This window comes from Sphingomonas fuzhouensis, from assembly GCF_034659795.1.
Taxonomy (GTDB): Bacteria; Pseudomonadota; Alphaproteobacteria; order Sphingomonadales; family Sphingomonadaceae; genus Sphingomonas; species Sphingomonas fuzhouensis.
The window spans coordinates 195100-214302 of record NZ_JAXSQY010000007.1 but is presented as its reverse complement, the minus strand read 5'-3'; the positions used below and the strand labels follow the sequence as shown (position 1 = coordinate 214302).

Annotated in this window: 20 protein-coding genes; 7 read left to right on the top strand and 13 right to left on the bottom strand. The window is 66.4% G+C overall.

Going from position 1 to position 19203, the window contains the following annotated elements:
- Window positions 1-108: 108 nt before the first annotated feature.
- The 7 genes from sucD to phhA all read right to left on the bottom strand — a co-directional run bounded on the left by sucD (window position 109) and on the right by phhA (window position 6233).
- Entirely contained in the window at window positions 109-993 is an 885-nt protein-coding gene (gene sucD, locus U1H82_RS15530; protein ID WP_042484035.1) for a succinate--CoA ligase subunit alpha, read from the bottom strand.
- A 56-nt stretch (window positions 994-1049) separates the two neighbouring features.
- Window positions 1050-1352, bottom strand: coding sequence for a GIY-YIG nuclease family protein (locus U1H82_RS15525; RefSeq protein ID WP_322965831.1), 303 nt, complete (start codon window positions 1350-1352; stop codon window positions 1050-1052).
- A gap of 52 nt (window positions 1353-1404) precedes the next feature.
- The gene (gene mdh, locus U1H82_RS15520; protein WP_058715168.1) at window positions 1405-2367 is read right to left on the bottom strand and encodes a malate dehydrogenase; all 963 of its coding nucleotides are present in this window, start codon (window positions 2365-2367) and stop codon (window positions 1405-1407) included.
- A 121-nt stretch (window positions 2368-2488) separates the two neighbouring features.
- Complete coding sequence (gene zapE / locus U1H82_RS15515) at window positions 2489-3613, bottom strand: cell division protein ZapE (protein WP_322965830.1); 1125 nt, start codon at window positions 3611-3613, stop codon at window positions 2489-2491.
- Between the two features lie 222 nt (window positions 3614-3835).
- Window positions 3836-4615 carry a succinate dehydrogenase iron-sulfur subunit gene (locus tag U1H82_RS15510; protein ID WP_322965829.1) on the bottom strand — a complete coding sequence of 260 codons (780 nt, stop codon included), beginning with the start codon at window positions 4613-4615 and terminating at the stop codon, window positions 3836-3838.
- A 108-nt stretch (window positions 4616-4723) separates the two neighbouring features.
- On the bottom strand, window positions 4724-5299 hold the full coding sequence (locus U1H82_RS15505; protein WP_322965828.1) for a ClpP family protease: 576 nt from the start codon (window positions 5297-5299) through the stop codon (window positions 4724-4726).
- Window positions 5300-5360: 61 nt separating this feature from the next.
- Window positions 5361-6233: a phenylalanine 4-monooxygenase gene (phhA, locus tag U1H82_RS15500; RefSeq protein ID WP_322965827.1), complete on the bottom strand. Its 873-nt coding sequence runs from the start codon at window positions 6231-6233 to the stop codon at window positions 5361-5363.
- A gap of 14 nt (window positions 6234-6247) precedes the next feature.
- Here phhA and U1H82_RS15495 point away from each other — a divergent pair, with 14 nt between their 5' ends.
- Both U1H82_RS15495 and U1H82_RS15490 read left to right on the top strand, forming a co-directional pair.
- The gene (locus U1H82_RS15495; RefSeq protein WP_322965826.1) at window positions 6248-6943 is read left to right on the top strand and encodes a TIGR02117 family protein; all 696 of its coding nucleotides are present in this window, start codon (window positions 6248-6250) and stop codon (window positions 6941-6943) included.
- Window positions 6934-7659, top strand: a complete 726-nt coding sequence (locus U1H82_RS15490; RefSeq protein WP_322965825.1) for a lipase family alpha/beta hydrolase — start codon at window positions 6934-6936, stop codon at window positions 7657-7659. The genes U1H82_RS15495 and U1H82_RS15490 overlap by 10 nt, the downstream gene beginning before the upstream one ends.
- Here U1H82_RS15490 and U1H82_RS15485 read toward each other — a convergent pair.
- Window positions 7653-7961, bottom strand: a complete 309-nt coding sequence (locus U1H82_RS15485; protein WP_322965824.1) for a hypothetical protein — start codon at window positions 7959-7961, stop codon at window positions 7653-7655. The genes U1H82_RS15490 and U1H82_RS15485 overlap by 7 nt on opposite strands.
- A gap of 14 nt (window positions 7962-7975) precedes the next feature.
- Entirely contained in the window at window positions 7976-8974 is a 999-nt protein-coding gene (locus tag U1H82_RS15480) for a glycerophosphodiester phosphodiesterase (protein ID WP_322965894.1), read from the bottom strand.
- A 113-nt stretch (window positions 8975-9087) separates the two neighbouring features.
- On the opposite strand from U1H82_RS15480, the gene U1H82_RS15475 reads away from it, so the two are divergent.
- Genes U1H82_RS15475 through U1H82_RS15455 form a run of 5 tightly spaced genes read left to right on the top strand, consistent with a single transcriptional unit; the run spans window position 9088 to window position 14379 of the window.
- Complete coding sequence (locus U1H82_RS15475; protein ID WP_322965823.1) at window positions 9088-9624, top strand: 2Fe-2S iron-sulfur cluster-binding protein; 537 nt, start codon at window positions 9088-9090, stop codon at window positions 9622-9624.
- A complete protein-coding gene (locus U1H82_RS15470) occupies window positions 9621-10604 on the top strand; it encodes an FAD binding domain-containing protein (RefSeq protein ID WP_322965822.1) in 984 nt (327 codons plus the stop codon). The genes U1H82_RS15475 and U1H82_RS15470 overlap by 4 nt, the downstream gene beginning before the upstream one ends.
- Before the next feature lie 4 nt (window positions 10605-10608).
- Window positions 10609-12849, top strand: a complete 2241-nt coding sequence (locus tag U1H82_RS15465; protein WP_322965821.1) for a xanthine dehydrogenase family protein molybdopterin-binding subunit — start codon at window positions 10609-10611, stop codon at window positions 12847-12849.
- Complete coding sequence (locus tag U1H82_RS15460; protein WP_322965820.1) at window positions 12849-13772, top strand: XdhC family protein; 924 nt, start codon at window positions 12849-12851, stop codon at window positions 13770-13772. The genes U1H82_RS15465 and U1H82_RS15460 overlap by 1 nt, the downstream gene beginning before the upstream one ends.
- A complete protein-coding gene (locus tag U1H82_RS15455) occupies window positions 13759-14379 on the top strand; it encodes a nucleotidyltransferase family protein (protein WP_322965819.1) in 621 nt (206 codons plus the stop codon). Before U1H82_RS15460 ends, U1H82_RS15455 begins: the two co-directional genes overlap by 14 nt.
- On the opposite strand, the gene U1H82_RS15450 is transcribed toward U1H82_RS15455, so the two are convergent.
- Genes U1H82_RS15450 through U1H82_RS15435 form a run of 4 tightly spaced genes read right to left on the bottom strand, consistent with a single transcriptional unit; the run spans window position 14348 to window position 19140 of the window.
- On the bottom strand, window positions 14348-15553 hold the full coding sequence (locus U1H82_RS15450) for an ABC transporter permease (RefSeq protein WP_322965818.1): 1206 nt from the start codon (window positions 15551-15553) through the stop codon (window positions 14348-14350). The genes U1H82_RS15455 and U1H82_RS15450 overlap by 32 nt on opposite strands.
- Window positions 15553-16284, bottom strand: coding sequence for an ABC transporter ATP-binding protein (locus U1H82_RS15445; protein WP_322965817.1), 732 nt, complete (start codon window positions 16282-16284; stop codon window positions 15553-15555). Before U1H82_RS15445 ends, U1H82_RS15450 begins: the two co-directional genes overlap by 1 nt.
- Window positions 16274-17665 carry an efflux RND transporter periplasmic adaptor subunit gene (locus tag U1H82_RS15440; RefSeq protein WP_322965816.1) on the bottom strand — a complete coding sequence of 464 codons (1392 nt, stop codon included), beginning with the start codon at window positions 17663-17665 and terminating at the stop codon, window positions 16274-16276. Before U1H82_RS15440 ends, U1H82_RS15445 begins: the two co-directional genes overlap by 11 nt.
- Window positions 17665-19140 carry an efflux transporter outer membrane subunit gene (locus tag U1H82_RS15435; RefSeq protein ID WP_322965815.1) on the bottom strand — a complete coding sequence of 492 codons (1476 nt, stop codon included), beginning with the start codon at window positions 19138-19140 and terminating at the stop codon, window positions 17665-17667. Before U1H82_RS15435 ends, U1H82_RS15440 begins: the two co-directional genes overlap by 1 nt.
- Between the last annotated feature and the right edge of the window lie 63 nt (window positions 19141-19203).

Genomic DNA, 19203 nt, shown 5'->3' with positions numbered 1-19203 from the left:
TCTTCTTCATGATCGCCACCCCGGCACATCCGCCTGGGGTCCGCAGCCGCGAGCGGCCCGCCTGCCGCCACGGACCCCGGCGGTTGTGCCGGGGTGACGCGATACGCCTTACTTGTTCAGCACCGACAGCAGCGTCGAGCCGAGCTCCGACGGCGAAGCCGCGACCTTGATCCCGGCCGCTTCCATCGCCGCGATCTTGTCCTCGGCGCCGCCCTGGCCGCCCGACACGATCGCACCGGCATGGCCCATGCGACGGCCCGGAGGCGCGGTGCGGCCCGCGATGAAGCCCGCCATCGGCTTCGAACGGCCACGCTTGGCTTCGTCACGCAGGAACTGCGCGGCTTCCTCTTCCGCCGAGCCACCGATCTCGCCGATCATGATGATCGACTGAGTCTCGTCATCGGCCAGGAACAGCTCCAGCACGTCGATGAAGTTGGTGCCGTTGACGGGGTCGCCGCCGATGCCGACTGCGGTCGTCTGACCGAGACCGGCGTTCGAGGTCTGGAACACCGCCTCATAGGTCAGCGTGCCCGAGCGCGACACGACGCCGACCGAGCCCTTCTTGAAGATCGAACCCGGCATGATGCCGATCTTGCACTCGCCCGGCGTCAGCACGCCCGGGCAGTTCGGACCGATCAGGCGCGACTTGGAACCCGAAAGGGCGCGCTTCACCTTGACCATGTCGAGCACCGGAATGCCCTCGGTAATCGCGACGATCAGCGGGATTTCCGCGTCGATCGCTTCCAGGATCGAGTCGGCCGCGAAGGGCGGCGGCACATAGATGACCGACGCGTCAGCGCCCGTCTTCGACTTGGCTTCGGCGACGGTGTTGAAGACCGGCAGGCCGATATGCTCGGTGCCGCCCTTGCCCGGCGTCACGCCGCCGACCATCTGCGTGCCATATGCCAGCGCCTGCTGGGTGTGGAACGTGCCGGTTTCACCCGTCATGCCCTGGGTGATGACCTTGGTGTTCTTGTTGACGAGGATGCTCATCCGTCGGTTCCGTCCTTGTCCGCCCCGGCGAAGGCCGGGGCCCAGTTGCGATACGTTTATGGAAGTGCGATTCGATCGTAGAGGTCGTCCCAATCGGGATTGAATCCTTCGATTTCTCGCAGCTTCCAAAGCCGCTTCCAATTCTTCATTCGCAGTTCGCGTTGCCGCGCTGCTTCCCAGCTATCATGCACCTCGTACCAGACGAGCCAATGACAGCGATGCTCCCGCGTGAACCCAGCCACCACGCCGTTGCGGTGTTCCCACACCCGCCGCGGCAAATTGGTCGTCGAGCCGATATAGATCGTCCCGTTGCGACCGCTGGCCATGATGTAGACGAAGGCTTGTGCTTCGATCACCATGTCCAACCCAACTGGGCCCCGGCCTTCGCCGGGGCGGTGTCATTCCTTCAAATTACGCTAGGCTCTCGTCGATGCCCTTGCAGGCGACGAGCAGTTCCTTGACCGCATCGACCGAGACCTGAAGGTTCGCCTTCGCCTCGTCCGACAGCTTAACCTCGACGACCTTCTCGACACCACCGGCGCCGATCACGACGGGCACGCCGACATAGAGGTTGTCGATGCCATATTCACCCGACAGGTGGGCGGCGGCAGGCAGGATGCGCTTCTGGTCGTAGAGATAGGCCTCGGCCATCGCGATGCCGCTGGTGGCGGGCGCATAGTAAGCCGAGCCGGTCTTGAGCAGCGCGACGATCTCGCCGCCGCCGCCGCGGGTGCGCTTGATGATCTCGTCGACCTTTTCCTTGGTCGAGAAGCCCATCTCGATCAGGTCGCTGACTGGGATGCCGCTGACGGTCGAATATTCCAGCACCGGGACCATCGTGTCGCCGTGGCCGCCGAGCACGAAGGTGTTCACGTCCTTCACCGACACGCCGAACTCTTCGGCGAGGAAGTGCGAGAAGCGCGCCGAGTCGAGCACGCCCGCCATGCCGACGACCTTGTTCGCAGGAAGTCCCGAGAACTCGCGCAGCGCCCAGACCATCGCGTCGAGCGGGTTGGTGATGCAGATCACGAACGCGTCGGGCGCGTTGTCGCGGATGCCCTCGCCGACCGCCTTCATCACCTTCAGGTTGATGCCGAGCAGGTCGTCGCGGCTCATGCCGGGCTTGCGCGCGACACCGGCGGTGACGATGATGACATCGGCGCCCGCGATGTCCGCGTAGTCGTTGGAACCCTTGATGTTCGCGTCGAAGCCTTCGACCGGGCCGCACTGCGACAGGTCGAGCGCCTTGCCCTGGGGCACACCCTCGACAACGTCGAACAGGACGATATCGCCCAGCCCCTTGAGCGCGGCGAGGTGCGCCAGCGTGCCGCCGATGTTACCGGCGCCGATCAGCGCGATCTTCTTGCGAGCCATTCCAATCCTACTCCGTAGTGGACGTACGTGATTGGTCACGCGGCCTACGCCCATATGGGCGTCGGGGCAACCGTTAATCCACAGAGTTTAAGATTTTAAACGATAATGGTTCGCAAGTGCATTAAGCTGTCATTAGCCCTTCATCCGAGCCATGGCCCTGCGCCAGATACTCGTCCGATCGCATCTCTTCCAACCGGCTGATCGTACGCTCGAACTCGAACCGCCCATCGCCGGTTTCATAGAGTTCGGCGGGCTGCGCGTCGGCTGCGGCGAGCAGCTTGACCTTGTGTTCGTAGAGTGCGTCGATCAGTTGGACGAAGCGCGCCGCCTCGTTGCGATTCTCCGGCCCCAGCTTGGGGATGCCGACCAGGATGACGGTGTGGAAGCGCCGCGCGACCGCCAGATAGTCCGCCGCCCCGCGCGCCTCGCCGCACAGCCGCTTGAACGAGAAGACCGCCACGCCCTTCAGCGCCTTGGGGACATGCAGCACGCGGCCGCCGACCTTCAGGTCCTCGCTAGGCACATGCGCGGCATCCTCGACCGGATAGTCGGTCAGGCGGAAGAACGCCGCCGACAGCGTCATCGTCGCCTTCGGACCGTTGGGCACCAGCCAGGTGTCGAGCCGCCCCAGCCGGTCGCGCCGGTAATCGGTCGGCCCGTTGAGCGCCAGTACATCCAGCCGCGCCTCGATCAACGCGATGAAGGGCAGGAAATGCTCGCGGTTGAGGCCGTTCTTGTACAGGTCCTTGGGCGGCCGGTTGGACGTGGTGACGATCGTCACCCCCGCCTCGATCAGCGTGGTGAACAGCCGCGACAGGATCATCGCGTCGGGGCTGTTGGTCACCATCATCTCGTCGAAGGCCAGCAGCCGCACTTCCTTGGCCAGCGCGGCGGCGACCGGGGCGATCGGGTCGCCCGCCTGCTTGGCACGCTCGGTGGCGATGCGGGCGTGGACCTCCAGCATGAACTCAGCGAAATGGACCCGACGCTTGGCCTCGACCGCGACGTGATCGAAGAACAGGTCCATCAGCATCGACTTGCCGCGACCGACGTCACCCCAGAGGTAGACGCCCTTCGGGGCGGGCGTGCCCTTGCCGGTCAGCCGGGCGAACAGGCCGATCTTGCGCGGGGTTTCCAATTCGGTCGCGAGTTGTTCGAGACGCGCGGCGGCGGCGGCCTGTTCGGGATCGGGGCGGAGTTCCTGGGCTTCGATCAGGCGGCGATAGGCGTTGAGGATGTCGGGCATGTCAGGGGCGATGTCTTCCCTGCCCCGCCCGGCGTCAACCCCCACCCTCACCCCTCCCTCTCCCATTGGGAGAGGGAGGGAGGCGCGTCAGCGCCGGAAGGGTGAGGGCAGGCCATGACCCTCCACCATCGCTTGCGCGACGCCCCCCAAGCACAGCTTGGGGGGGGATAAAAAAGGGGGCCGTTTCCGACCCCCTTCCCGTTTCCATCGAAACAAACCGGATCAGATGATCCGCTCGGCTTCCATCTTCTTGATCTCGGCGATCGCCTTGGCCGGGTTCAGGCCCTTGGGGCAGACATTCGCGCAGTTCATGATCGTGTGGCAGCGGTACAGGCGGAAGGGGTCTTCCAGCTCGTCCAGACGCTCACCGGTCATCTCGTCGCGGCTGTCGGCCAGCCAGCGATAGGCCTGGAGCAGGATCGCGGGCCCCAGGAACTTGTCGCTGTTCCACCAATAGCTGGGGCACGAGGTCGAGCAGCAGGCGCACAGGATGCACTCGTACAGGCCATCAAGCTTGGCGCGGTCGTCCGGCGACTGGAGCCGCTCCTTGCCCGAGGGCGCGGGCGACACGGTCTGCAGCCACGGCTTGATCGAGGCGTACTGCGCATAGAAGTGGGTGAAGTCGGGAACCAGATCCTTCACCACGTCCATATGCGGCAAGGGCGTGATCTGGACCGTGCCCTTCACATCCTCGATCGCGGTGGTGCAGGCCAGGCCGTTGCGGCCGTCGATGTTCATCGCGCACGATCCGCAAATGCCCTCACGGCACGAACGGCGGAAGGTCAGCGAGCTGTCCTGCTCGGCCTTCATCTTGATCAGCGCGTCGAGCACCATCGGGCCGCACTCGTCCAGATCGACCTCGAACGTGTCGTAGCGCGGGTTCTGGCCCGAATCGGGGTCGTAGCGATAGACCTTGAACTTTTTCAGGCGGCCGCCGGTGGTCGCCTTGTGCGTTTCGCCCTTCTTGATGACGCTGTTCTTCGGCAGGGCAAATTCGGCCATGGTCACAAACCCGCTGGATGGGCCGACAGGCTGTCGGCAAAGGATCGCCCTCGCCGATACATGACAGGGGCGCTTGTCGCAAATGTCTTGACCGATTTAGCTGCCGGTTCAGATCACATCAAGAACGAGACCCAGCGCGCGCGCCTCCTCGGCATCGATATACCAGTTGCTCCGCGCCTTTTCCCGGAGCGTCTCGAAGCTGACTTTCGAGCCGTTGACGATGGCGCGAAAGCCCTCTTCCTGGATCAGGACCGACTGCTCGATCTCGTGCAGCTTGGCTTTCAGCACCACCGGCAGGTTGGTGAGCGGGCCGGACAGGTCGATGCTGCCGCTCATCTGCCGCTCATGGAGCATCAGGCGGGTGCCGCGGGTCAGGAAACGATATTCGACCGGAAAGGCGGACATGAAGGTCGCGCCCGCCGAATAGACCGCGACCTTGCCCAGGAACAGGGTCTCGCGGCCGGTATAGTCGCGCAGCAGCCGGATCGAGTCGCCCATCGCCCGCGCCATTTCCGGGTCGCCGCCCAGCGTGGTGATCGACACGACCAGCGGGCCGTCCGAGGGCGCGGCGGCAAGCTGGTCCTTGAACCCGGCATACATCACCTCGTCCACCGTGCCGTATAGCTGGATGTGCGGGTGGGCGAGCAGCGGATAGTTCACCGCATTGTTGGGCTGGTCATGCATGGAACGCGAACCGGGGGCGTGGGGTAAGGTTCCGCGCCCCCATCATGCCAGCGCGACGCGTTCAGGAAGCGAGCTTTCCCTGCGCATAGCCTTGCGTCCCATGGGTCAGCACGTCGTCGCCGTCCACGATCTCCGCCACCGGGATATCGGGCAGCGCCTTGATCTGCGCATAGAGCGGCGCGAAGTCCGTCTCCAGCGTGGTCTTCAACAGCTCCTCGTAACTCGGGATCACGAAATAATTCTGCTGGAAATCGTCGATCCGATACTCGGTCCGCATCACGCGGGCGAGGTCGAAGCCGATCCGATTGGGGCTCGGGTCCTCCAGCGCAAAGCGGCTTTCCGAATAGCTCGACACGATGCCTGCGCCGTAAATCCGAAGGTCGCCATCCTCGCGCACCAGCCCGAACTCGACCGTGTACCAATAGAGCCGCCCCAGATATTTCAACGCATCCATGCCCAGCGCGCGCTGCCCGCCGCGCCCATAGGCGGCAAGATAGTCGGCGAAGACCGGATCGGCGAGCATCGGCACATGGCCGAACACGTCGTGGAACACGTCCGGCTCCTGCAGATAATCGAGCTGGTCAGGCCGCCGGATGAAATTGCCCGCGACGAAGCGGCGATTGGCCATATGGTCGAAGAAGACATCGTCGGGCACCAGCCCCGGCACCGCCACCACCTGCCACCCGGTCAGCGCCATCAGGCGTTCGGACAGTTCCTCGAAATCGGGAATGCCCGGCCGCGACAGCTTGAGCACGTCGAGGCCGCGCAAATACGCCTCCGACGCGCGGCCCGGCAGCAGCTTGGACTGGCGCGCGAACAGCGTGTCCCAGGTCGCATGGTCTTCCGCCGTGTAATGCTCCCACCCCTGCGGGATGGTCCAGTCGGCTCCGGCCCCTTCGGGCGGGGCGGCGAGAACATGGGTATCCTGTGCCATTCGCGGAGCCTATCATGATGATGGTGACAAATGAAACCATATCGTGGCAACGGCTGGGACGCGTTGCAAGGGGGTTGCTGGCGGCGATCGGCCTGATCCTGCTGGCCTATATCGGGGCGGGCCTCGCGCTCGGGATGATCCCGCGCAAGACCGCGCCGATGCCTGCCGCCGGAGCGGATGCCGTCACCATCTTCGTCGAGTCGAGCGCGATCCACACCGCGATCATCGTGCCGAAACAGGCGGCGGGGGTGGACTGGCGCGAATGGGCGCCGCCGCAGGATCTGCGCGATCCGCGCTATGCGGGCTTTCCCTTTCTCGCCATCGGCTGGGGCGAGGCAGGCTTTTTCCGCGAGACGCCGCGCTGGCGCGATGTGAAGCCGGGGACGATCCTGCACGCCGCGCTGGGCAGCGACCGGACGCTGATCCATGTCGACCATCTGCCGCTCCCGCGTGCCAATGGTGGCAATGTCCGGATGATCCGCCTGTCCCCGCAAGCCTATCGCCGTCTGGTCGCCTTCATCGAGTCGAGCTGGCGACGGGGTGGGCCGCATTATCCGGGCTATGACGTGTATGACGCCTTTTACGAGGCGACGGGCCGATATAGCGCGGTCCATACCTGCAACAGCTGGACCGGCGACGCGCTGGCGGCGGCGGGGGTGCGGATGGGGTGGTGGACGCCCTTTCCCTGGACGGTGATGACATGGCTGTGATCCCGCCGCCGTCCAAGGCGCTCTGGGCCGCCGAGCTGCCGCGGGCGCTGTGGATGGGCGCGACCTGGTGGCGTCACCGTGCGGAACTGGCCGCCGCGCCGCATGGCGACGGGCGTACGGTGATCGTGCTGCCCGGCCTGTTCAACAGCGATCGGGCGACCGTCATATTGCGCCGCTATCTGACCGCCAAGGGCTACCGCGTCCATGGCTGGGGGCTGGGCCGCAATCTGGGCGTGCGCAGCGTCGGCGCGGAGGCCGAACGGCTGATCACCCGTATCAAGGCGCTTGCCACCAACGGCCCGGTGACGCTGGTCGGCATCAGCCTGGGCGGGATCATGGCGCGGATGGTGGCGCAGGCCCGCCCCGATCTGGTCGCGGGCGTTGTCACCATTGCCTCGCCCTATGCCGGGCCGCCCCGCGCGACCAATGTCTGGCGCGTCTTCGAACGGCTGACCGGCGAGCAGGTCGACGATCCGATGGTGATTGCGCGCTCGGCGGCGATCGCGGGGCCACTCCCCTGCCCTTCCGCTGCGATCTGGAGCCGGAGCGACGGGCTGGTCGCGGGCCGTATCTGCCGCGACGATGCGACCCTGGCGGTCGAGGTCACGTCCAGCCATTTATGGGTGCAACATCGGCCGCAGGTTCTGGCGGCGGTGGCAGCCATCCTCGCCGGATGGCCGCCCCTTTCCCAAATCGGGCCCGTCAGCGATCAATAGCCGGCGCGATAGCCGTCATAGCCCTGCTGGCTGGGTTGGCCCTGTTGCCCCTGCTGGCATTGCTCCGGGTGCTTGCGGCACTGTTTCTCATATTCGCGGCGCTCACGGCCTTCGCGCGCTTCCTGCTTGCGCATCTTGCGACCGTAATTGCGGTCGGCCTCGTCCTGGCTCGTCGTCGTCCAGTCGACCACCTGCCCCGCCGCCTGGAACGGTGCCTTCACCACGCTGGCAACCGTCTTGACGCAGCCTCCGGTGGCGAATGGCAGGGTCAGGACGGCGAGTTTCAGGACGAGGTTACGCATGGTCACAGGGTCTTTCAGCGGGCGCGCAAAAAAGCGTTGCGCGTTTCTACCCCGATTTGCGGGAAATCGGTGAAGAATCCGTCGATGCCTTGGCCCAGCGCGGCGCGAATCTCGCCCGCGACATCGCCATGCGCCTTGGGATCGGTGCCGCGCCGGAAGGCAGGCCGCACAAACTGGTTTTCCGCGCGGTACGTCCAGGGGTGGACCCGCAGCCCCGCCGCATGGGCGTCGGCGACCAGCGTCGTGGGCGCGTCGCCGTTCCATAGCATCGCCTTGTCCGGGCCGATCCCCCAGGCATAGGTAGCGACCTGCTTCAGCCCCACGGGCGTCATCATCGCGGCATAGCTCGGCGCGGCGTGATCGGCGGGACCGCCCTCACCCGCGACCAGCTGGATCAGGCGGATGCCGGTCATCGTCTTCAGATGCTTGAGGTTGTTCACCTCGAACGACTGGATGAAGACCGGCGCGTCCGCCGTCTTCCACCCCGCCTTGGCGAGCGCGGCGACCAGCGGAGCGTCGGTGCCCTTGCCGATCGACGCGAAATAGGTCGGGTGCTTGTTTTCGGGATAGATGGAAATGGTCCGTCCCAATTCCTTCGACCGGGTCTTCGCCAGCGCGATGATCTCTTCCAGCGTAGGTATCTGGAACTGCCCGTCATAGGCGGTCGAGCGAAGTTGGGGCAGGCGTTCGCGGGCGCGCAGGGTCTTCAGCTCGGCCAGCGTGAAATCCTCGGTGAACCAGCCGGTTTCGCTCTGCCCGTCGATCGTCTTCGTCGTCTTGCGATCGGCGAACTCCGGGTGGGCCGCGACATCGGTCGTGCCCGAAATCTCATTCTCGTGCCGCGCGACGAGGTGGCCGTCCTTGGTCGGCACCAGATCGGGCTCGATCACATCCGCGCCTTCGCGGATCGCCAGGTCATAGGCGGCCAGCGTGTGTTCGGGACGCTCCCCGCTCGCGCCGCGATGCGCGATGACGATAGGGGACGAGAGCGGTTTGGCGCGATCGGCGGACATGGCCTCAGACTGCCCGAAGATCAGCGCGGCGGCAATGAGAGTGGTTCGCAACGGGAAACGTGCGGAAATCATGGCGTTTGTTCATCCAACTGTAATCCCAAGGGGATGGCGCGATGCATTTCACAATCAATGGTCAATCCCATGACATCGCGGTTGATGTCCGAACCTCGCTGCTCGATCTGTGTCGCGAACATCTGGGGCTGACCGGCTCCAAGAAGGGCTGCGACCATGGCCAGTGCGGGGCGTGCACCATGCTGGTCAACGGCCGCCGCGTGAACAGCTGCCTGACGCTGGCGGTGATGCATCAGGATGACGAGATCACCACGATCGAAGGACTGGGCCAGCCGGGCAATCTCCACCCCTTGCAGGACGCGTTCGTGCGGCATGACGGCTTTCAGTGCGGCTATTGCACGCCGGGCCAGATCTGCTCGGCGGTGGGCATGCTGGCCGAGGTGGCGAAGGGGTGGCCCAGCCATGTCACGGAAGACCTTGGCCATGCCGAACTGACGGTCGAGGAAATCTCCGAGCGGATGAGCGGCAATCTGTGCCGCTGCGCCGCCTATCCCAATATCGTCGATGCGATTCGTGAAGTGGCGGGCCTGGGCGACCGCAATCCCAATGAGGATGTGGGTAAGGAGGTCGCGGCATGAAGCTGTTCGACTATGCCCGCGCCGACTCGGTCGCGACCGCCACCCGTGACGGCGCGGTGCCGGGCGCACGCTTCATCGCCGGGGGCACCAACCTGCTCGATCTGATGAAATTGCAGGTCGAGACGCCCGACACGCTGGTCGACATCAGTCGCTTGGCCCTGACCGACATCGAGGAGCGCGAGGATGGCGGGCTGACCATCGGTGCGCTGGTGCCCAATAGCGACCTAGCCGCCGATGCGCGCGTGATCGAACGTTATCCGGTGCTGTCGCGCGCGCTGCTGGCGGGCGCCTCGGGGCAGTTGCGCAACAAGGCGTCGACCGGCGGCAATCTGCTCCAGCGGACGCGCTGCTATTATTTCTACGACCCCGCGTGCGCCTGCAACAAGCGTGAGCCGGGCAGCGGCTGTTCGGCGATCGGCGGCGAGAACCGTATCCTCGCCATCCTCGGCACCTCGGACCAATGTATCGCGACGCATCCCAGCGACATGGCGGTCGCGATGCGCGCGCTGGAGGCGGTGATCGTCACCCAGAAGCCCGACGGCGACCGCCGCCGGATCGCGATCGGCGAATTCTATCGCCTACCCGGAGCCACGCCCGAGATCGAGAATGTCCTGGAGCTGGGCGAACTCATCACCCATGTCGAACTGCCGCCTGCGCCCGAGGGTCGCCAGACCTATCGCAAGGTGCGCGACCGGGCATCCTACGCCTTTGCGCTGGTCTCGGTCGCCGGGATCGTCGCGGTCGAGGGCGGCCGGATCACCTCGGCGCGGCTCGCTTTTGGCGGCCTCGGCCCGATGCCGTGGCGCGACGAAGCGGTCGAAGCCGCGCTGGTCGGGCAGGAACCGACCGACGCCGCCTTCCACGCCGCCGCGGACGCGCTGCTGGCGGACGCCAGGGGCTATGGCTCGAACGACTTCAAGATTCCGCTGACGCGCCGCACTTTGATCGCGACGCTCCGTGAACTGACGCAGGAGGGCTGATCCCATGTTCGGATTCGGCAAGGACGACACGAACACGCTGACCATGAATCAGCCGCATCCCGACAGCCTGCTCGATACGGGCGTGCAAGGGGTGATCTCCAAACCGCTCGACCGGGTGGACGGGCCGAAAAAGGTGACGGGCACCGCCACCTATGCCGCCGAATATGCCATCGAGAATGTCGCACATGGCGTGCTGGTCAGCGCGACCAAGGGGCACGCCAGGATCAAGGCGATCGACGCCGATGCGGTCAAGGCGATCCCCGGCGTGATCGACGTCATCACCGATTACGACAGCTTCATCCGCAATTCGCAGCAGGGCGGCGAGACCGAAGCCCCGACGCAGGGCGTGCGCACCATCGACTATTTCGGCGAGATCATCGCGATCGTCGTCGCCGACAGTTTCGAGGTTGCCCGCGACGCCGCCAAGCAGCTGAAGGTCGAATATGAGCCGCTCGACGACGGCGCATTCGACTATGAGGCGAACAAGGACAAGGCCGAACCCGCCCCCGACGGCCTCATCAAGGGCCATTACGATCAGGGCGATTTCGACAAGGCGTTCGACGGCGCGTCGGTCAAGATCGACGTGACCTACACCACCCCCAGCCAGAATTCGGCGGCGATGGAGCCACACGCCTCGATCGCGGTGTGGGAAGACGGCGCGCTGACGCTGTACGGCGCATACCAGATGCCGACGTCCGACGCGCAACAGCTCGCCAGGGCGCTGGGCGTGTCGCAATCCAAGGTGCGGATCATCTCGCGCTATATCGGCGGCGGCTTCGGATCGAAGCTGGGCATCGCGCCCGAGAGCGTCGCTGCCGCCATCGCCGCCAAGCAACTCGGCCGCCCGGTGAAGGCGGTGATGCTGCGCCAGCAGGTGTTCGACGCTACCGTCCGCCGCTCCAACACCGAACAACGGATGCGGCTGGGTGCGGAAGCGGGCGGCCGGATCGTCGCGCTGGGCCATGAATCGATCACCTCCAACCTTCCGGACGAGGATTTCTTCGAGCCTGTCGGGATCGGCACCCACTTCCTCTATGGCGGTGAGAATCGGCGGATCAATCATGACGTGGTCCGGCTGAACTGGACGCTGTCGGGCTCGATGCGCGCGCCGGGCGAGGCGGTCGGCATGGTCGGCATGGAATGCGCCATGGACGAGTTGGCCGAGGCGATCGGTATGGACCCCATTGCCTTGCGCAAGGTCAACGATCCCGAGCAGGACCCGGAACTGAAGGTCCCCTATTCGTCGCGCAACCTCACCCGATCACTGGAGGAAGGTGCCAAGCATTTCGGCTGGGACCAGCGTCAGCCTGCGGGCCAGCGGCGCGAGGGCGACTGGCTGATCGGCATGGGCGTCGCCGCCGCCTGCCGTTCCAACCAATTGCAACAGTCCGCCGCCAAGGTCGAACTCCATCCCGATGGCAGCGCGACCGTCTCCTCGGCGATGACCGATATCGGCACCGGCAGCTATACCATCATGGCGCAGATCGCCGCCGAAATCCTGGGCTTGCCGGTCGAGAAGGTGACGATGGCACTGGGCGACACCAATGATCCCCCCGCCGCAGGCTCGGGCGGGTCCTGGGGCGCGGCGTCGGCGGGGTCGGCGGTCTATCTGGCCGCCGAGCGTGTGCGCGAGAAGCTGGCCAAGGCGATGGGTGTGAAGGCCGAGGAACTGACGCTCAAGGACGGCATGGCGATCGGCGACAACCGCTCGGTTCCGCTGGCCGAGCTGGTCGGCAAAGACGGCCTGGCCGCGATCGGCGAGATCAAGCCGGGCCAGCAGGAAAAGCAATTCCAACAGGCCAGCTATGGCGCGCATTTCGCCGAGGTCGGCGTGAACGTCGTCACCGGCGTGGTGCGCGTGCGGCGGATGCTGGGCGTGTTCGCGGCGGGGCGGGTGCTCAATGCCAAAACCGCGCGCTCGCAATGCCTGGGCGGCATGACCTTCGGCATCGGCACCGCACTGACCGAGGAGCTGATCCACGATCCCCGCACCGGCAAGCTGGTGAATCACGATCTCGCCGAATATCATGTGCCGGTGAATGCCGACGTGCCCCAGTTGGAAGTCCATTTCCTCGACGAGCGGGACATCCATGCCAATCCGATCCACGCCAAGGGGATCGGCGAGCTGGGCATTTCGGGCGCGGCCCCGGCCGTGGTCAACGCCATCTACAATGCCACGGGCGTCCGGGTGCGCGAGATGCCGGTAACGCTCGACAAGCTGCTCGATCACCTCCCGGCGCTTTGATGAGCGACCATGACAGCGTCCTCGCCGCCGCGGGCGAATGGCGGGGCGAGCCGATGGCGATCGCGACGGTGGTGTCGACCTGGGGGTCGGCACCGCGTCCGCGTGGCAGCCATATGCTGGTTCACGGCGATGGCCGGTTCGAGGGGTCGGTGTCGGGCGGCTGTGTCGAGAACGACATTCTCCACACCGCCGCCGAGGTGATCGCGGGCGCACCGTTCCAGCTGAAACGCTACGGCGTGGCGGACGCTTCGGCCTGGGAAGTCGGCCTGCCCTGTGGCGGCGAGATCGCGGTGATGGTGCAGCCTGTCTCGGCGGACGGCTTCGACCCCGAACTGTTCGACCGGATCGCCGAAGCGCGCGAGCAGGGCCGCGCCCTGACCGTGACCACCGACCTGACCACCGGCCATTCGGACCTGCGGCCGGTCGAGACGGGCGAAGTCTTCGCCAACCGCTATGATCCGCCGCGCCGCTTGCTGATCGTCGGCGCGGTACAGATCGCGCAAAGCCTGGCGCAACTGGCGCAGACACTGGGAATCGCCACCACCGTCATCGACCCCCGTGCGCGTTTCCTGACCGAGGAACGCTTCCCCGGTGTGACGCTCGACGATCGCTGGCCCGACGAGGCGGTGGCGGCCTATGCCCCCGGCCCCGCCACCGCCGTCGTGACGTTGAGCCACGATACCAAGATCGACGACCCCGCACTGGTCGCCGCGCTCGCCACCGACACCGCCTATGTCGGCGCGCTGGGCAGTCGGCGCAGCCATGCCGCACGACGGGAGCGTCTGGCGGCCTTGGGCGTTTCGCTTGCGGCGATCGACCGGATCGATGGCCCGGTCGGGCTGGATATCGGTGCGATCGGCCCCTCCGAGATCGCGCTGTCGATCGCGGCGGCGATGATAGGAGCCTTTCATGATCGACGCTGACAATGTGGTCCTGGTCCTGCTGGCGGCGGGACAGTCGAGCCGCTTCGGGATGGAGAACAAGCTGGAGGCCGAGTTTCTCGGCAAGCCGGTGGGCTTCCACGTCACCACCGCGTTGGAGAGCATCCCCTTTGCCGACCGGATCGTCGTGACCGACGGATGCCAGCTCGACTTCGCCTCGCGCGGCTACCGCGTGATCCACAATGATGATGTCGGTCAGGGCATGTCCCACTCGCTGCATCTGGGCGTGCGCGAGGCGATGAAGGCGTCGCCCCAGGCGATCCTGATCGCGCTGGCCGATATGCCGCGCGTCACGGCGGCGCATATCTATCGCCTGTTCGATGCCTTTGACGGACCGGACTCGATCGTGGTGTCGAGCAACGGCGAATACCCCACGCCACCCGGCGTGTTCGGCTCGGGCCAGTTCGCGGCGCTGCTCAAGCTGGAAGGCGATGAGGGCGGCCGCAAGCTGGTCGCAGGCGGGCGACACGTCGTGACCGCGCCCGCCGAACTGATCGATATCGACACGCCCGAGGATCTCGAACGGCTACGCCAACTCGTCCACGCGCCCGAGCGGATTACTCGTGCCGTAGCGCGTCGATCGGATTGAGCGCTGCGGCCCGCCGCGCGGGAAAATAACCGAACACCACCCCGATCACCGCCGAAATGGCAAAGGCGATGACGTTGATCTGAAGGTCGAAGGTCCAGGGCACCTGCATGACCGGGACCAGCAGCGCGATGATCGCCTGCGCCAGGATCAGGCCGATGATGCCGCCCAGGCAGGACAATACCACCGCCTCGACCAGAAACTGCATCAGCACCTCGCGCGCCACCGCGCCGATCGCCAGGCGAATGCCGATCTCGCGCGTCCGCTCGGTGACGGACACCAGCATGATGTTCATGATGCCGATGCCCCCGACCACCAGGCTGATCGCCGCCACCGCCGCGACGATCCGGGTCAGCATCGTCGTCGTGCTGGTCAGCGTGTCGCTGATCTGCTTGGTGTCGAAGATGTTGAAGTCGTCGTCCTTGCCCCCGGTGATGTTGCGCCGTTCGCGCAAGAGATCGGTCAACGCGGATTGCACCGCCGAGGTCGAATAGGCCTGGTCGACGCCGACCAGCATCAGGCGGATGTCGCGGCTGCCGGTAAAACGACGCTGCACCGCCTTGATCGGCATCAGCACCACATCGTCCTGATCGCCGAAGCCCCCCTGCCCGCGCGTCGTCAGCACGCCGATCACGTCGCAGCTGATCGCACCGATGCGGAAGCGCTTGCCGACCGCATCGGTGTTGCGGAACAGATTCTGCCGCACCGTATTGCCGATGATGCACACCGCCTTGCCCGCCGCCTGTTCGGCCGGGGTCCAGTACCGCCCCGAGGCCAGCGGCCAGGGCTGGACGGTAAAATAGGCGAGCGTCGTGCCGGTGACGGTCGTCGACCAGTTCGCGCCCTCATAGATGGCGGTCGCGGTCGTCTGGGCCTGCGGCGCTACGGCGGTGACGCCCGCGATCTGGTCGGCGATCGCGTCGACATCCTCAGGCTTGAAGTCGGGCGGCCGCGGGCCGCCGCCGCCGCGCCCGAAGCCCTGACCGGGGCGGACCTGAAGAATGTTGGTGCCCAGCGACGAGATGGACTGCTGCACGGCGGCCGTCGTCGCCTTGCCCAACGTCACCATGGTCACGACCGCGCCGACGCCGATGATGATGCCGAGCGTCGTCAGGAACGAGCGCAGCACATGCCGCCGGATCGAGCGGATGGCGAGGATGAGCGTCGTGCCGAACATCAGTGTGTATCCATCGCAGGGATTTCGCCCGGTCGATGTTGCGCCTCGATCCGATCGACCAGCCCATCCTTGAAGTGGATGACGGTGCGCGCGAATGCCGCCATGTCGGGCTCATGCGTGACCATCAGCACGGTGATGCCGCTGTCCCGGTTGAGGCCGGTCAGCAACTGCATGATCTCCACCGAGCGTTCGGAATCGAGATTGCCGGTCGGCTCGTCGGCCAGCAGCACATCGGGGCTGGTGACGATGGCGCGCGCGATCGCCACGCGCTGCTGCTGCCCGCCCGACAATTCGGCGGGGGTATGGTCCCACCATTTGTCGAGCCCGACTTTTTCCAACGCAGCCATGCCCAGGTCGCGGCGGGTCTTCTTGTCCTCACCGCGATAGAGCAAGGGCAGCTCGACATTCTCCAGCGCGGTGGTGCGCGACAGCAGGTTGAACCCCTGAAACACGAAGCCCAGGTAACGCCGCCGCAGCATCGCGCGCTGGTCGCGGTCCAGCGTCTCGACATGATGGCCGCGGAACAGGAAGCTGCCGCCGCTCGGCACGTCGAGACAGCCCAATATATTCATCGTCGTCGACTTGCCCGACCCTGACGGCCCCATCACCGCGAGGAAATCGCCCGCCGCAATGTCCAGGTCGACGCCCTTCAGCGCCTGGAACTGCGTCGCGCCGCTGCCATAGGTCTTGGTGACGCCGCGAAGCTGGATGAGCGGGGCGTCAGCGGCCACTACCGCCCCCGCCGCCTTGCTGGCCTCCACCCTGCCGCCGCTGGCCGCCGCCGCGTGGAGCCGAGTTTTCGCCGCCCGCCAGCTGACCGGTGATGACCTGCATATCGGGCTTCAGGCCACCCGACAGCACCTCGGTCATCGACCCATTGGTGTCGCCGGTGACGATCTGGATCGGCTGCGGCTTGCCATCGGCCCCGCGCACATAGACGGTCTGCGTGGCACCGCGCTGAACGGTTGCGGTGCGCGCGGCCCGGTCGCGGCGCGGACGGAAGGTCAGCGATCCGGCGATGCCGCCACCACCCTGCCCCGCGCCATCCGACGGCTTGAAGCGCAACGCGGCGTTGGGGATCAGCAGGACATTCTTCTTGTCCGACGTCACGATATCCGCCGTCGCGGTCATGCCGGGACGCAGTTGCAAGTCAGGATTGGCCACCGTCAGATCGGCGGCATAGCTGACCACCTGTCCGGTGGTCGAGGTCGTGCTGGCGGACGACGAGGAGGACGAGGTCGCCGCGCTGACCGTCAGGTTCGACCCCAGATCGACGCGGGTGATCGTCGCGGGGAAGGTGCGGCCCGGAAAGGCGTCGACGGTGAAATCCGCCTTTTGCCCGACCTTCACCTCGCCGACATCGGCCTCGTCGATCGCGACCTCCAGCTTCATCTTGGTCAGGTCTTCGGCGATGACGAACAGGGTCGGGGTGTTGAACGACGCCGCGACCGTCTGACCCGGATCGACCTGCCGCGCCAGCACCACACCCGATACCGGCGAGCGGATGATCGCGCGCTGTCGCTGGGTCTGCGACTGGGCGAGCTGCGCACGCGCGGCGGCGACATTGGCCTCCGCGACCCGCAGCGCCGCGACCGCGCGCTGGGCATTGGCCCGGCCGGTCTGAAGTTCGGTGCCCGATGGCACCCGCCCGTTGGACAGCTTATAGACTTCCTCCAGCCGCGCGAGCTGCGCCTGCGCTTCGGACACGGTCGCCCGCGCCTGCGCCACCTGTGCCTGATTGGCGGCGAGCGTCGCCTGTGCGGCGCGGATCTGGTCGTCAATCTGTTCGGGATCGATCAGCGCCAGCGCCTCGCCCGCCTTCACCCGGTCGTTCACGTCGACCACGACCTTGGTGACCAGGCCCGACAGCTGCGAGCCGACCGTCACTTGATTGGTCGGCGCTAGCTTGCCGGTCGCCGAGACGGTCACGGTCAGGTCGCCACGCGTGACCGGCGCGGTGGCATAGCCCGCCTCGTTCGATCCGCCGAAACAGCTTTTGAGCAACAGCGCCAACAGGACGACGCCGACGATCACCACGCCCCATTGCACCCATTTGCGCCAGCGCGGCTGTGGCTTCACGCCCAGGAAATCGTCGAGAGTCTGGTCGGCCATCAGCGGTTGTCCGGGATTGTGGCGAGGCGCGGCGGCGCTTCGGGGGTGGTCGTGTCGTCCCATCCACCGCCCAGCGCGGCGAACAGCGCCACTTGCGCGGTCGCCGCGTCGGACCGGGCCTGAACCAGCCCGTTCTGCGCGTTCAGGAACGCCGCCTCCTGTTGCGACAGGGTGGTGAAATCGGTGAGGCCCGAGCGATACTGGCTCCGCGCCAGGATCGCCGAGTTGCGCGCGGCGTCGAGCTGGATGGCGAATTGCCGCTCCCGCTCGCGCGCGGTGTTGAGTGCGACGATGGCGTTTTCGACATCCTCCAGCGCGAGGAGGACGGTGCCCTGATAGGCGGCGTAGGACTGGTCGGCCAGCGCCTGGGCATTGCGCACCTGGCTGCGCAGCCGTCCGCCGTTGAAGATCGCCTGGGTCAGCCCGGCGAACAGGCTGCCGGTGATTGCATCGCCCAGCGACCCGATGCTCGTCGCGGCCGTGTTGATGTTCCCGGAAATGGCGAGCGCCGGATAGAGCGCGGCCTGCGCCACGCCGATCCGCGCGGTCGCGGCCGCCAGATTACGCTCGGCCGCACGGACATCGGGGCGGCGGCGCAGGATATCCGCCGGAATGCCCGCGCCGATCACCGCAGGGCCGGTCGGGATCGGCCTGACCGCCGCCAGCCGCGCCTTGACCGCGCCGGGCGCCTGGCCGGTCAGCACGCCCAGCCGCGAGACGGCGGCATTATATTGCTGCTCGATCGAGGGGATGGTCGCGGCGGTCTGCGCCCGCTGGCTGCGCGCCTGTTCGGCGTCGAGCGAGGAGACGAGCCCCGCCTGCACCCGGAAGCCCGCAATCTCCAGATTGTCGTCCTGCAGGGCCAGGCTGGCCCGCGCATTGGCAAGCTGCGCCTGATAGGCGCGCGCCAGCATGTAATTGCGCGCCAACTCGCTCTCGACGGTCAGCAGCGTCGCGGCATAGCTGAAGCCTGCGCCCTCATAGGTCGCGCGGCTCGCCTCGACCGTGCGGCGCACCTCGCCGAACAGGCCGACCTGATAGCTGGCCGACAGCCCGACCGTGAAGCTGTTGCTGCCGCCCCCGCCGGTGTCGACCACGGTGCCGTCAGGCAACGTGAAGCTACGCCCGCCACCCCGCAAATTCTCGTTGCGTTGATAGCCGGTCGAGCCGGAGAGATTGGGGAGCAGCGAGGCGCGGCTCTGGATCAGGCTTTCGCGGGCCTGCCGCAACCGGGCGATCGCCTGGACCACATCGGTATTGGCGACCACCGCCTGCTCGACCAGTTCGGCGAGTAGCGGATCGTCAAAGGATCGCCACCAATGGCTCAGGTCCTGCGCCTGGGCATTGGCGGCGGGCACCGACCATGTATCGGGCACCCCCAGCGCTTGCGGGGCGGCAGGACGATAATCGGGACCGACCGTGCAGGCGGACAAGGCCGCCGAGGCCAGAAGAAGGACGCGGGCGCGAGGCTTCATGGTCGCGAACCTGCCCGCCAGGTGCCGCCCCGTCCAGTGCGTTTGTGTCGCAAAGTGTGACGG